Source organism: Pedobacter sp. SG908 (assembly GCF_011759615.1).
In the GTDB taxonomy this organism is placed as follows: Bacteria; Bacteroidota; Bacteroidia; order Sphingobacteriales; family Sphingobacteriaceae; genus Pedobacter; species Pedobacter riviphilus.
Genome location: NZ_JAAOYY010000001.1, coordinates 3,089,218 through 3,102,758, shown reverse-complemented (window position 1 = coordinate 3,102,758; position 13,541 = coordinate 3,089,218). Strand labels below are relative to the sequence as shown.

12 protein-coding genes are annotated in these 13,541 nt (G+C 37.8%); 6 read left to right on the top strand and 6 right to left on the bottom strand.

Features of this window, described 5'->3' with window-relative positions:
- Positions 1-40 precede the first annotated feature (40 nt).
- The 5 genes from FHT21_RS12745 to FHT21_RS12725 form a co-directional block, all read right to left on the bottom strand.
- On the bottom strand, positions 41-646 hold the full coding sequence (locus tag FHT21_RS12745) for a hypothetical protein (RefSeq protein ID WP_167295025.1): 606 nt from the start codon (positions 644-646) through the stop codon (positions 41-43).
- A complete protein-coding gene (locus FHT21_RS12740) occupies positions 636-1,139 on the bottom strand; it encodes a sigma-70 family RNA polymerase sigma factor (protein WP_167295024.1) in 504 nt (167 codons plus the stop codon). The genes FHT21_RS12745 and FHT21_RS12740 overlap by 11 nt, the downstream gene beginning before the upstream one ends.
- A 263-nt stretch (positions 1,140-1,402) precedes the next feature.
- The gene (coaD, locus tag FHT21_RS12735; protein WP_167295023.1) at positions 1,403-1,864 is read right to left on the bottom strand and encodes a pantetheine-phosphate adenylyltransferase; all 462 of its coding nucleotides are present in this window, start codon (positions 1,862-1,864) and stop codon (positions 1,403-1,405) included.
- 430 nt (positions 1,865-2,294) lie between these two features.
- Positions 2,295-2,828, bottom strand: coding sequence for a 16S rRNA (guanine(966)-N(2))-methyltransferase RsmD (rsmD, locus tag FHT21_RS12730; RefSeq protein ID WP_167295022.1), 534 nt, complete (start codon positions 2,826-2,828; stop codon positions 2,295-2,297).
- Positions 2,819-3,625 (bottom strand): DUF3822 family protein, encoded by an 807-nt coding sequence (locus tag FHT21_RS12725; RefSeq protein ID WP_167295021.1) that lies wholly within the window; start codon positions 3,623-3,625, stop codon positions 2,819-2,821. The genes rsmD and FHT21_RS12725 overlap by 10 nt, the downstream gene beginning before the upstream one ends.
- Positions 3,626-4,016: 391 nt before the next feature.
- Here FHT21_RS12725 and FHT21_RS12720 point away from each other — a divergent pair, with 391 nt between their 5' ends.
- The 3 genes from FHT21_RS12720 (at position 4,017) to FHT21_RS12710 (ending at position 7,687) form a co-directional block, all read left to right on the top strand.
- Positions 4,017-5,156, top strand: a complete 1,140-nt coding sequence (locus tag FHT21_RS12720; RefSeq protein ID WP_167295020.1) for a putative sensor domain DACNV-containing protein — start codon at positions 4,017-4,019, stop codon at positions 5,154-5,156.
- Positions 5,157-5,470: 314 nt separating this feature from the next.
- Positions 5,471-6,904, top strand: a complete 1,434-nt coding sequence (locus FHT21_RS12715) for an AAA family ATPase (protein WP_167295019.1) — start codon at positions 5,471-5,473, stop codon at positions 6,902-6,904.
- Positions 6,905-7,015: 111 nt separating this feature from the next.
- Entirely contained in the window at positions 7,016-7,687 is a 672-nt protein-coding gene (locus FHT21_RS12710) for an MCP four helix bundle domain-containing protein (protein ID WP_167295018.1), read from the top strand.
- Positions 7,688-8,024: 337 nt separating this feature from the next.
- On the opposite strand, the gene FHT21_RS12705 is transcribed toward FHT21_RS12710, so the two are convergent.
- Positions 8,025-8,870: a S1-like domain-containing RNA-binding protein gene (locus FHT21_RS12705; RefSeq protein ID WP_167295017.1), complete on the bottom strand. Its 846-nt coding sequence runs from the start codon at positions 8,868-8,870 to the stop codon at positions 8,025-8,027.
- Between the two features lie 358 nt (positions 8,871-9,228).
- On the opposite strand from FHT21_RS12705, the gene FHT21_RS12700 reads away from it, so the two are divergent.
- The 3 genes from FHT21_RS12700 (at position 9,229) to FHT21_RS12690 (ending at position 13,502) form a co-directional block, all read left to right on the top strand.
- A complete protein-coding gene (locus FHT21_RS12700) occupies positions 9,229-9,831 on the top strand; it encodes a phospholipid scramblase-related protein (protein ID WP_167295016.1) in 603 nt (200 codons plus the stop codon).
- A 187-nt stretch (positions 9,832-10,018) separates the two neighbouring features.
- The gene (locus FHT21_RS12695; protein WP_167295015.1) at positions 10,019-11,755 is read left to right on the top strand and encodes an ABC transporter ATP-binding protein; all 1,737 of its coding nucleotides are present in this window, start codon (positions 10,019-10,021) and stop codon (positions 11,753-11,755) included.
- Complete coding sequence (locus tag FHT21_RS12690; protein ID WP_167295014.1) at positions 11,739-13,502, top strand: ABC transporter ATP-binding protein; 1,764 nt, start codon at positions 11,739-11,741, stop codon at positions 13,500-13,502. Before FHT21_RS12695 ends, FHT21_RS12690 begins: the two co-directional genes overlap by 17 nt.
- Positions 13,503-13,541: the final 39 nt, after the last annotated feature.

Below are 13,541 nucleotides of genomic sequence, written 5' to 3'. Positions count from 1 at the left end.
GGTACTTTATCAGTCAGATGGTAACATCTGACTGCACAGATTATTCATAATCCAACTCGTCGACTACTTTTTTAACCTGTTTTAGGTATTTTCCGTAATAAAACCAGGCCCATAGTTCTGTTATAACGCCAATAATCAGAATGGTAACAAAACAGTTTAATAAGATGTAAACAGGTGAAAGCTTAGCTAAAATTTTATTGAAAATAGAAGCCTTTTCTATAAACAAATAAACTGTAATGAATGCGATGCCGATAAAGGCAATAATGTAGGTGAGGGCTTTATACAGTTCGATATTCAGTTTCATTTCGTAGAAAAACCAGAGGATGTTTTTGCGTGTATCTAAACTCATATCGTAAGAGTTTTTATAGAACAGGTAAAACTTAAAAAAATAATAAGCTGTAAATCCGCAGATGATGGCATAAAACATTAAAAATACCTGGTTCATTACCGATGAGAAACCAAAAAGGTAAGGAACAAAGGCCATGAGCATCAAAAAGAAAATCTGGTAGAAAAACTCATGTTTCATTTTTCCTCTTATTTTATCAATTGGGGTATGTGCCTGTTTTATTTTAAGCATGCTGGTAGAAATGTTGTTTCCTTCCGGACTTTCAGCATTCCATTCATTTTTTATTTCGTCAAAATTCATAACCGTTTTTCTTTATAATGAATTGTAATTTTTCTTTAGTTCTGTTGAGTTTAACCCGCGCATTTACTTCGCTAATTCCCAGGTTTTCGGCAATTTCGCGATGGGATTGATTTTCGAGGAAGAGAAATATCAATGCTTTTTCTATAACATTCAGCTCTTGCACGGCAGTATACAGATAGGCTAGTTTTTCTTCCTTTTCGGCACTTTCATTTACATCTATTACATCAATATTTTCATCCAATGGTGTTTTATCTACCTTTCTATTGTCCTTTTTAAAATAGATTAAAGCTGTATTTAAACAGACACGATACATCCAGGTGGTAAATTTGGCCTTGCCCTTAAAAGTGGGATAGGCTTTCCATAGCTGTAATACGATTTCCTGAAACAGATCACGTTGTTCTTCGGCACTGTTCATATACATTTTAGAAATCTTATGTATAATCGCTTTGTGCTGATTGATCAGGGTGAGGAATGTATTTTCTGCTTCTTTCATTTAATATTATAACCCATTGGTAACCGATTCTTTAAAACGTTACATTTTAAATTTAAATAATATTAAACTACTGCAAAGGAGGATGAACAAGGATAGGGTAAAAGGCTTCGACTCCGCTCAGACTGACATTTTTTAGTGGCTGAAGTTTATGATGGTGATCGTGGTGTCAGATATTTCTATCTGACACAAAACGCAGATTAGAAATATGTATATAAATGCATCTATCTGTCAGGTGGTAACACCAGACAGCACATGATTAAAAACTATAAAAATTTAAGTGCTTCTTTAGGCACAAATGGACTTACATCTCCGTGGTTTCTTAAAATATCGCGTACAATGGTGGAGCTGATGGCAGAATATTCGGGTTTGCTTAAAAGTAAAATGGTTTCTACTTCGGGCATCATGGTCTGGTTGATCTGTGCGATGGCTCTTTCATATTCAAAATCGGATGCTGAACGAATACCGCGTACCATATATTTGGCATCGATTTTTCGGCAGAAATCTACAGTTAAACCTTCGTAAGTTTGGATTTCGATATTTTGATAGCCTTTAAAAACAGTCTGTAAAATCTGGAGACGCTGCTCTGCACTTAAGAAATTCTGTTTAGAACTGTTTAGTCCGATACCCACTACAATTTTATCGAAAAGTGGAGTGGCACGTTGTAAAATGTTTACGTGAGCAATAGTGATCGGATCAAATGAGCCTGGAAATAGCGCTATCTTCATGATTCAAATATAGATTTTTATGGCGAAAGGACGAAGTTGGATTCATTTCAAATTAAGTCGGTCGTCACCCTGAATTTAATTCAGGGTCTTTATACTAAAAGATGCTGACCACGTAGTAGCTACAAGACAATTGAAAACACTATTTCTACTTGTAAAATAAATTCAGCATGACGATTCAGGGTCTTCGGTATTTTTTGCTACAGAAACACAGATTTACGCAATGCACCTGGCTTAATCTTTTACCGTTAAGAAATTAAGGACATTAAGAAGTTCAACAGGACTATAGCTGGAGCAGACCGCTCATTTTAAGCCTGATTGCAATGGAAAGCAGGACTGAAGACTGCCATAGCACGCTGTGTGCTCAATTCTAAAAATAAATTAACGATGCGCCATTAACCAATGAACTAATGACCAACGAACGATTGAACTACTATAACTCAAAAAAGCTGAACGATGAATTGCCGTATTTTCTGGTTTCGGTGTAGCCGGGCTGGCTGTTCAGTTTCATGTTACTTTGATGTTCTACAATTAACAAGCCATTAGGTTTGAGTAATTGTTGCTCCTTTACCATTACCGGAATCTGTGGAATGTTAGGCATATTGTAGGGTGGATCGGCAAAGATCAGGTCGTAAGCGCCGGTCATCTGTTTTAATAATTTAAAAACATCACCTTTACGCACATCAATCTGATCGAACTGATATTGTTTTGCCGTATTTTTAACCCAGTTTACGCAGCCATAGTCCATATCAACTGCTAAAATACTTTCTGCGCCTCGCGAGGCAAATTCAAAAGTTAAATTTCCGGTACCGCAGAATAAATCTAAAACAGAACAGGTTTCGAAATCATATTTGTTGTTGAGGATATTGAAAAGCGCTTCTTTGGCCATATCCGTAGTTGGGCGTACCGGTAAATTTGCAGGGGGCTGCAAACGGATGCCCTTTAATTTACCACCAATTATTCGCATAAATCTAAAGCAAGTAGACCGCTGAAATAGTGCTTAGGCATATCGGCCAATAGCTCGCTATTTTGTTTTCCAGCAGGAAGGAAGAAATAAAGTTGGTTAAAATATTTTAATAAGCAGTTGTAATGCTCATCATCTTCGTTAATAATTCCTTGTAAATAAACGGGAATAGTATCAGTTAAATCCAGTTGTTCGATCATTAACAACAGGAAATAATTAAACTCCTCCGCGTTTTCTGATTGATAATGGTTTTGAAAAACAATCTTTTTATCTTTTATGTATAATACATTAAAAGATACTGCTGTAAAATCGATTAATAAAGATTCGTCTGCCAAATGGCTAAATAAAGCCATGAGGGGTTCAGACTGGGGAAATAAATCTGTTTTTTCAGGCAAATTTGCTTTCAAATCCTCATCTAAACAAAAAATAGTATTAAAACCCAGCTTATCGTTGTGTTTAGTATAAACTTTAGCATCGGAACCTAAATATTTTGAATAAACGGTCAGGTTTTCGCCATCAAACCATTCATCAGGGATAAAAATAAAATTCGAGGTATGGATTGCCGCTTTTACCGTTGCATAGTTTAATGATAAATAACGATCGGTTTCGAATGCAGATTTTAGTTCTTTCTGTACATCTTCACAGCCTTGTTTATCAAAAATGATATTAATCTCTTCCGTATCCTTACCTACCACAGCATAAGAAAAGCTGTCATTCGTTATTTTTAATAATAAATGGCAGTTTGCAGATGCATCAGCTTTAAAATCCGGATCGACTAATAAGAGACTGTTGTTACTCATTGAAACAAAAATAGACTTTTTTGAGGATTAACGGTAAGATGGGGGTGAATTTTTTGGTTTTGCCCCCAGTGCTTTAGTTTTTTTGCCACGGAAACACGGAGTTCATGGAAACAATTCCTAGTCATTTTGCTTACTAATTGCCCAATGAACCAATGATTTTTTTACTACAAGAGACACTTGAGTGAATTAATATTCGCTCAAATATACAGTTAACTTCGTGTTCTTTGCGTCTTTGTGGTTAATCTTATCTCTGCGCGCTTTGCGGTAAAAAGAACATCAAAAATATCTGTGTTTATCTGTAAAGGTCTGTGGTAAAAATGTCTGTGTTTTTTTACCAAAATCAAACCTTTAGGATATTCAAAAATCGAAATATTCGGCTTAAATTCGGAACATGAGTTACAAGCCTACCTACAAAGCGGCAAACACGATTGCAGCAACTATTGAGCAACATTTTGTTAAATTGCATAAAAATGCAATTGCACAAGGTGAGATAGATTTGGCTACTCAACCAGGTCAAAAAATAATTGAAGCAATAATTGATGTTGCTTTTTGGAGCAGCTTACGTAAGGAGGAGGGGCATTCGCCACGGATTTCGATTGCTTTTTTGCCTCCTGAACAAACTTCGAAACCATTGCATTTTGCCAAAAAATTAGCGTTAAATGCCAATACCTTGACCAAAATAGCACCTGGGATTGAACGTTCTGGTATCCATCTGGGCGTTTGGGAAGAGGATGGCGAACTTTATATCTGGGGCACAACCCTTAATATTCCGAACTTTTGTTTTGTGGTTGATGTTTCGGAACCTGGATTAATTGTAATTAAACACAGGAGGATTTATGGCATTGGTAAGTTTACCAACGTTGCTGTGCTAAAAGGGGAGCAGATCCGCATTGTAGACGATAGAAGTTGTACGAATAAGGATTGCCCGCCTATTTTACAGGCCTTGTTAGATCTCACTGTTTTAGCCAGCTGGAATGATCCGATCAATATTTTGATTCAATTTTCGGTTTCTATGCGTGCGCATGGTCGGGGGGGAGCCTTGTTAATTGTGCCGAAAGGCGATACGAAATGGGAAGAATCGATTATCCACCCGATACAGTATTTGATAGAACCTCCATTCTGTGGATTATCCAACCTGGCGAAACAGAGTGGTAATCAGAGCGAAATTTTTTCGCAGGGCGCTGTGCGTCGCGAGGTTGATCATTTGGCGGGTTTAACAGCGGTTGATGGTGCAACAATCATCAACGAAGAATTTGATCTGATTGCATTTGGTGCAAAAATCGGTCGTGCTAAAGGTAAACCAACGGTAGAACAGATTGCATTTTCGGAGCCGATTGTTGGTGGTGAAGATAAAATTCTTTATCCAGGACAGCTTGGCGGTACGCGACATTTTTCTGTGGCACAGTTTGTTAACGATCAGCCACAGTCTATTGGTTTGGTAGCCTCTCAGGATGGCCATTTTACTATTTTCAGCTATAGCAAAAAACAAAATATGGTAATGGCGCACCGCATTGAAACACTTCTCTTATAACGAAAATTGCTCGATTGTTACATTGTTTTATTGTTTAGGCAGAATGCACTTAAAAAAGAGCATTATCTTTGCCGCTTAAACCGTATTGAAGCGGCATCCCCCGATTTAAGGGCCATTTTTAAGTGTTTCATAGGTTTCATCGGGGATATAGCGGAAAGACGGGCTGCCGGAACCGATTAGCACTGCAACTGCTTTTCAAAACAAAAAAAAGTTTTTTACGAACGGTAGCCGTAAACCGTTAACGGATTAACCAATTTTTCAATTTTCAGGTAGCGAATTTTATATAATTTACCAATTCAGAATCAAAACCCTAAATGATCAAGGATAAAAGCCAGCTTATTGCTTCTGCATACGAACATAGCCCAACTAAGGAGCAATTGCTTTTTTGCGAACGGATGGCGTTGTTTTTGCAACAGGACGATGAGTACCGCTGTTTTGTGCTGAAAGGATATGCAGGTACGGGTAAAACTACTTCTGTAGCAGCTTTGGTAAAGGTCTTGAAACAATTTAACCTGCGTAGTGAGTTACTGGCACCAACCGGAAGGGCCGCGAAAGTAATGAGTCAATATTCTTTTCGGAAGGCGCTAACTATACATAAACGGATTTACCGCAAACGCTCTGCAGCATCGCCGGAAATGCAGTTTCAGTTGGCACCGAACCTCGCCGAAAATACATTGTTTATTATCGATGAGGCTTCTATGATAGCCGATGAATTTAACGAAACAGGTTCTTCGATATTAAGAGATCTGCTCGAGTTTGTATATAACACCAAAAATTGTTTTTTGCTTTTTGTGGGCGATACCGCTCAGTTACCGCCTGTGGGGAGTTTAGATAGCCCGGCCCTGAACGAACAGTACCTCAAAGATAAATTTGCGTTAACGGTATCATCTGTCGAGTTAAAGGAAGTGGTTAGGCAAGGAAAGAAATCGGGTATTTTAGCAAATGCCACAATGTTGAGAAATCAGATTGCTAAAAATCCCGAAAATCCGATGCCTAAATTTCTGACTAAAAGTTATACAGATATCTATAATATGCCCGGGGCACGTTTGGTTGAAGGACTGGAGTATGCTTACCGCAAATTCGGCATGGAAAATACCCTGGTGGTTTGCCGTTCCAATAAATCGGCCAATGTGTATAACCAGCAGATTAGAGCAAGGTTGCTGTATCGCGAGGAAGAGTTAACAGGTGGCGATCAGATTATGGTGGTGCGCAACAATTATTTCTGGCTGCCAGAGAACGAGGATACGGCTTTTATTGCCAATGGTGATATGGCAAAGGTGATTCGTGTGAGGGGAGAAGAAGAACGTTATGGATTCCGTTTTGCTGATGCCACTTTAGAGTTTATGGATTTCCCCGCTGCAGGACAGATTAGCTGCAAAGTAATGTTAGATACCTTAAATTTAGAAAGTGCAAATCTACCTTACGAGCAGAATAAAAAGTTGTTTGATGGGCTTAATGAAGATTATGAACACATTGCCAATAAGCGGCAGCGGATGCTGGCCATTAAGGCTGATCCTTTTTATAATGCCCTGCAAATTAAGTTTGCTTATGCGGTAACCTGTCATAAAGCACAGGGTGGACAGTGGGATGCTGTTTTTGCTGATCAGGGTTATCTAACTGAAGAAATGATTGATCTCGATTTTCTCCGCTGGTTATACACGGCTGTAACACGAGCAAAAAAAGAGTTATATTTAGTCAATTTTGCGCCACAACTTTTCGCGAAAACCGCGCAGGAGGATTACTTTTAGTAGCTATCGTCATGCTGAATTTATTTCAACATCTTTCCTGCTACAAGACCCTGAAATGAATTCAGGGTGACGGTCAAAGCCAGTGAAGTTTAGATACTAACCAATTATATTATGAAATTTGCCTTTAGTCTTAAAAACAAGCTAAAAATAGCTTTCCTGCTTTTCTGCATCATGTGCTGCACCTTGTTGATCCGCTTTTTGGAAGATAAAAGTGTAGAGCAGATTAACGAATCTTTTATTTCCATGTACAATGACAGGCTTGTTCCGGCAACAGACCTATATTTTATTGCAGAAAACCTTTATTATAAAAAAGAGATCCTTCAAGATATATTATTGGGTAACAACATTATTCATCCTTCAGCGGGTTTGGTTAAAATGAATAAACACAACCGTAAAATAGATTCAGTAATTAATAAATATGAACTTACTTTATTGGTAAAGCAGGAAAAAAGTTTTCTAAACGATCTTAAAAGGGCATTAACGGTTCAGCAAGGATTGGAGGTTAAAATTTTGAACATGGCTGGTACAGAGGGGAGGGCAATTTATGAGTCGTTGGGTAGGGAAGCTACAAACCAGACTTTGGCTAAACTTTCGGCGCTCATTAAAATACAATCTAAAGTTGGGAATGAGCTGATTAAAGGTTCAAAGATCTTCGTTTCGGGAACAAAGATATATTCTACCTTGCAGGTTATTTTAGCTATTGTAATCGGAATTATGATCGTGGCCATTGTTTCGGCCTCGAATGTGGTTAAGATTCATAATGAGAAGTTTAATCTGAATTAGGTTTTTGCCACGGAGACACGGAAGTCAATTCGTCATCTCAACCGTAGTGGAGATCCTTCTTGTCTATTGGTTGGTGTCACACCGACCAACATTATCCATCCACTATATTATATTTATCCAATTTGGAGTTGAGTATGCCCCTTTCGGTCGGTGTGACACCAACCGATAAAATAGTTCAGAGCGAGAAGTTTAATTTGAATTAGATCTATAGTAAGTTTTACTGGTTAATTCATGATTGGTCGTCTTTCCCGCGCAGGCGGGAATCGTAATGCAAGCGCTTTAAGATTCCCAATCAAGTTGGGAATGACGACCAATCGTAATGATTTTATGAAATAAATTATTCTGCTTCGTCGTCTGTAATCAATCTGATCGAATCGTCAGAAAGTACAATTAAGCGCTCTTTGTATAATGAACCAATGGTTTTTTTGAAAGCACTTTTACTGATCTGGAAACGATGGTAAATATCTTCTGGGGAACTTTTGTCGCCCAATTCAATCACACCACCACTTTTTTTCAGTTCTTTTAACACCATCTCTTTCGAATCGAGGATATGACCATAACCGCTAGGTTGCAGGGTTAGATCGATCTTGCCTTCAACACGGATTTTCTTGATCCAGCCTTTACGCTGATCACCTGGTTGGATATTATCGAAAACCTCATTATTGTATAGCAAACCGATATAAGTATTGTTGATAATGGCATTGAAACCAAGATCGGTTTCTTCGGTAATCAATAAACTTACTTCGTCTCCTTCTTCGAAATCGAAGTCCTCTTCTTCAACAAAATCATACAGTTTAGAAGAAGCCAACAAGCGACCGGCACTTTCGTCTAAATATAGGTAAACCACATACTTATAGCCTTTTTGCATGGGCCTTTTTTGCTCGCGATCCGGAACATATACGTCTTTATCAATACCAAGGTCCATAAAAACGCCATCATCACCATCAGAAACTACTTTCAAAAAAGCAAAATCGCCCACTTCGGCATATGCCTTTTGAGTAGTTCCTGTTAAGCGGCCATCTTTTTGCACAAATACAAAAACATTAATGTTATCGCCAATTTCTACACCATTTGGAACATATTGGTAAGGCAGTACCACTAGTTTATCGCCGTCGGTTAAGTTTAATCCGGCTTCTGTTTTGCTTAAAATCCTTAACTCGTTGTATTTTCCTATTTCAATCATTTGTTTTGGGTTTAACCATTTTCTTCAATGGCTTTTGCTGCAAAGGTAGCAATGTTTAGTTGCAAATTGGTTTTTAAATAAAGTTGAAAGGTATCCTAATGTTTTGTCTGGAATTAAAGCTAGGATACGACTAAATTAGCCATTTCTAATCATTACGTCATGCTGAATTTATTTTACAAGTAGAAATAGTGTTTTCAATTGTCTTGTAGCTACTACGTGGTCAGCATCTTTTTTAATAAAGACCCCGAAATAAATTTAGGGTGACGACTCTTATGGTAATTAACGCTCTATTAGAAAATTAAGGATAGTCAATGAAAATTATATATTTTCGCAACTTATCTAATATTAAATCTACAATATGAACAAGCAGATTCCTCCATTTTTTTTAAGCGATGAATATTTTATTGACGAGAAAGTAAACTTTTTAAAGTTTGCGAACGAGTACAAAGTTTACAACGATCAGGGTGCTCAGATCGGGATTATTAAACAGCGTATTTCTGGCTGGCACAAGGTTCTAACCTTGTTGGTTGATAAGCGAATGATGCCTTTTAAATTAGAAATTACTGATACCAACGACCAATTACAGGCTACCATTACCAGAGGCTGGACATTCTGGATGTCGAAAATTATCGTTACCGATCCCTTAGGTGTTGAAGTGGGTATTATTAAGCAAAAATTTAAATTCTTCAAGCCAACTTTTACCATTTCGAGCCCGAAATCAGGAGAGGAGATTGCAAAAATATCTGGCGATTGGAAAGCCTGGAATTTCAGCATTACCAATAATGTAGGTGCCGAAATGGGCAAAATAAATAAAAAATGGGCTGGCGCTTTGAAAGAAGTTTTTACCACAGCCGATAAATACAATGTTTCTATCGATCCCAGTTATGCGGAAAGCAACCAGAAGGTAGCAATTGTGGCTACTGCCATTACCATTGATATGGTTTTGAAGGAAAGTAAATAAGTGGTTAATTGTTTAAACCGTTAAATCGGTTAATTGTTGAATGAGCGAATGACTGAATGGTACGTAATTTTTGTATAGTTATTTCGCTCATTCATAAATATCTTTCTTCCTTAATATCTTTCTTACAATCGATATCAATTAATTCGGCTAAATTTGGAACCTACAATTTAAGGTATCTTCATTTGATATGGAAAAAACCAAAGAAGCCAAAAAGCCAAGTATTTTCAGTTTACTTGGAAACTACAGGGGCTTAATTTTTATGCTAATCTTGTTTGCATTGCTCAGTAACGGCATCAACTTACTCTTACCAAAGATTATTGCCGGTGGTATCGATTCTTATACCAACAAAACTTTCAATCTTCAATCCATCTTGCTTCAGTTTTCGCTGGCCATTGTTCTGGTTTTTATTTTTACTTATTTACAGAGCATTGTACAAACCTATGCTTCTGAACGTGTAGCAAGAGATTTAAGAACAAGGTTGTCTGATCAGATTTCGAGACAAAGCCACGCCTACATTATTCAGGCTAACCCCTCAAAGCTGTTGACTAACCTTACGGCCGATGCCGATTCGATCAAAATGTTTGTTTCGCAGGCTATCGTTTCTATCTGTTCATCTATATTTTTAATTGTTGGGGCGAGTATTTTGCTCTTAATGATCAACTGGAAACTGGCACTTTGTGTAATTGCGATTGTGCCGATTATTGGCGGTGCATTTTTTTATGTATTAAGCAAGGTAAAAGTGCTTTTCAAAAAAAGCAGGGAAGTAATCGATTGGCTGAACAAAGTAATCAGCGAAAGTATTTTAGGCTCGGCTTTAATCCGGGTAATTAATTCGCAAGCTTTAGAATACAATAAATTTTTAGATGCAAATGCCAAAGCGAGAGATTTAGGGATATCCATTCTGCGGATGTTTGCAGCCTTGATCCCAGTTATTGTTTTTACAGCCAATTTATCTGGTTTGTGCATTTTGGTGCTGGGCGGTCATTTTGTAATTACCAATTCGATGACGTTGGGAGAGTTTACGGCTTTTAGCAGTTACCTCACGCTTATCATATTTCCTATTTTGGTAATCGGTTTTATGAGCAATGTTATTGCACAGGCTACAGCATCGTATCAGCGAATAGAAAGTGTGCTGAATGCTGCTGAGGTTAAACATCCAGGTACGCTGACAACACAATTAAAGGGCGATGTGGAAGTGAAAGATATTAACATGAATTTCGGTCAAAAACCGATTTTAAAATCGGTTTCGTTTTCTGCAAAAGCGGGCTCTAAAACGGCCATTATTGGGCCTACGGCTGCGGGTAAAACACAATTGCTCTATATTTTAACAGGTTTGATAGATGCCGATTCGGGATTGGTATTGTTTGATGGTAAAGAGATTAAACAATACAATCAGGAGAATTTCCATCAACAGGTTGGTTTTGTATTTCAGGACAGCATTATGTTCAACATGAGCATTAGGGAAAATATTGCCTTTAGCGATACCGTTACAGACGAATCGCTGGCTAAGGCCATTGCTACTGCCGAACTTAAAGATTTTGTAAGCGCTTTACCCGATCAGTTGAACACCATTGTTTCTGAACGGGGAAACAGCCTTTCGGGTGGACAAAAACAACGGATTATGCTGGCCAGGGCTTTAGCGGTGAATCCGAAGATCTTATTGCTTGATGATTTTACGGCCCGTGTTGATACCAATACGGAGAAAAGGATTTTAGAGAACATCCAACAAAATTATCCAGGTTTAACTTTACTTTCCATTACACAAAAAATAGCTTCTGTTGAACATTACGATAAAGTGATCTTGCTGATGCAGGGCGAAATCATTGCAGAAGGAACCCATCAGGAATTGCTGAAAAGCAGTCCGGAATATGTTCAGATTTACAATTCACAACAGAGCACCAGTAATTATGAACTACAATCTTAACCAGCTTAGTACCAGGCAGGAAAAGCAATCTACTTTTAAAGCACTGAAAAGCCTGCTTAAACTCATTTCAGTCGAACGTAAAAACCTTTGGCTGGCACTGATTGCCATTTTGGTAAATTCAGGCTTATTGCTTTTAGGGCCATTGCTGGTCGGCCATACAGTTGATACTTATATCCGCACCAAACAGTTTCATGGTGTTCTTGTTTTTGGTGGTATACTATTGGTAATGTATATGATTGCCATGGTAACCGGTTACACTCAAACCAGGTTAATGGGCGGGGTAGGCCAGCGGATGTTATACACTTTACGTAATGCCATTTTTAATAAATTACAGGAATTACCTGTTTCTTTTTTTAACCAGAATAAAGCAGGTGATCTGATTTCGAGGGTGAATAACGATACCGATAAGCTGAACCAGTTTTTCTCGCAGTCGCTAATGCAGTTTATAGGCAGTATTGTAACCATGATCGGCGCAGGTATTTTCCTGCTTTCAATTAACACAGAACTTGGTGCGGCAACACTTTCGCCGGCGGTTGTAATTGTTCTTTTTACAGTGGCTTTATCGCCTTGGGTAAAGGGAAAAAATGCTAAAAATTTAAAAAGTGTTGGCGGAATGAGCGCCGAAATACAGGAAAGCCTGAACAACTTTAAAGTGATTATTGCCTTTAACCGCAGAGATTATTTTAGGAAACGTTTTAACGAAGCCAATACCGAAAATTATAAAACGGCGATTGGTGCAGGTTTGGCCAACAATATTTTTGTACCTGTTTATGGGCTATTATCGAGTATTGCGCAACTAATTACCTTACTTTTTGGTATTTATTTAATTTCTAAGGGCAATTTCACCTTGGGCTTATTGGTGAGTTATATTTCTTATACCACCAATTTTTATAATCCGCTGAGGCAGTTGGCCGCACTTTGGACCAGTTTTCAGGTTGCCATGGCAGGTTGGGACAGGATATCACAGATCTTATCATTAGAGAGTAACTTAAAACAGGTTAAAGTTGATGAAAATATTACCTCAGATGCTGCTTTGCTCGAGTTTAAAAATGTTCATTTTTCTTATGATGATAGTAAAGAAATCCTGCATAACATTAACTTAAGGTTCGAAAAAGGTAAAACTTACGCCCTAATTGGACCAACCGGAGGTGGGAAAACTACAACTGCTTCATTAATTTCCCGTTTATACGATGCCACAAAAGGAACTGTTTTATTAAATGGCAGGGATATCCGTTCATTTTCTGCAGAAGAACGGACACAAAAAATCGGTTTCATATTGCAAGAGCCATTTTTATTTACTGGATCAGTAAAAGAGAATATTTTATATGGCAACAGTTTATATAAGGAGGTAAGTGATGGGCAGCTAGAGAAAATAATTGAAGAGGCCAACCTGAATGCACTTTTAGCCATATTTGATGAAGGATTAAATACACAGATTACTTCAACATCAGATAGTATCAGTTTGGGACAGAAACAACTGATAGCTTTTATGCGTGCCGTGCTTAGAAATCCTGAATTATTGATTCTTGATGAAGCTACAGCCAATATCGATACCATAACCGAACAACTTTTGGGAAGCATTTTAAATAAACTATCAAAAGAAACTACATTGGTAATTATTGCTCACCGTTTAAATACTATTGAAAATGCCGACGAAATTTATTTTGTAAATGAAGGCGAAGTGCAAAAAGCCGGAACGCTGAACGATGCATTAAATATGTTGCTGAAAGGAAAACGGGTAAGTTGATATCGTTATAAACCTATCAGGTTTTTTTAAAAAATAAAA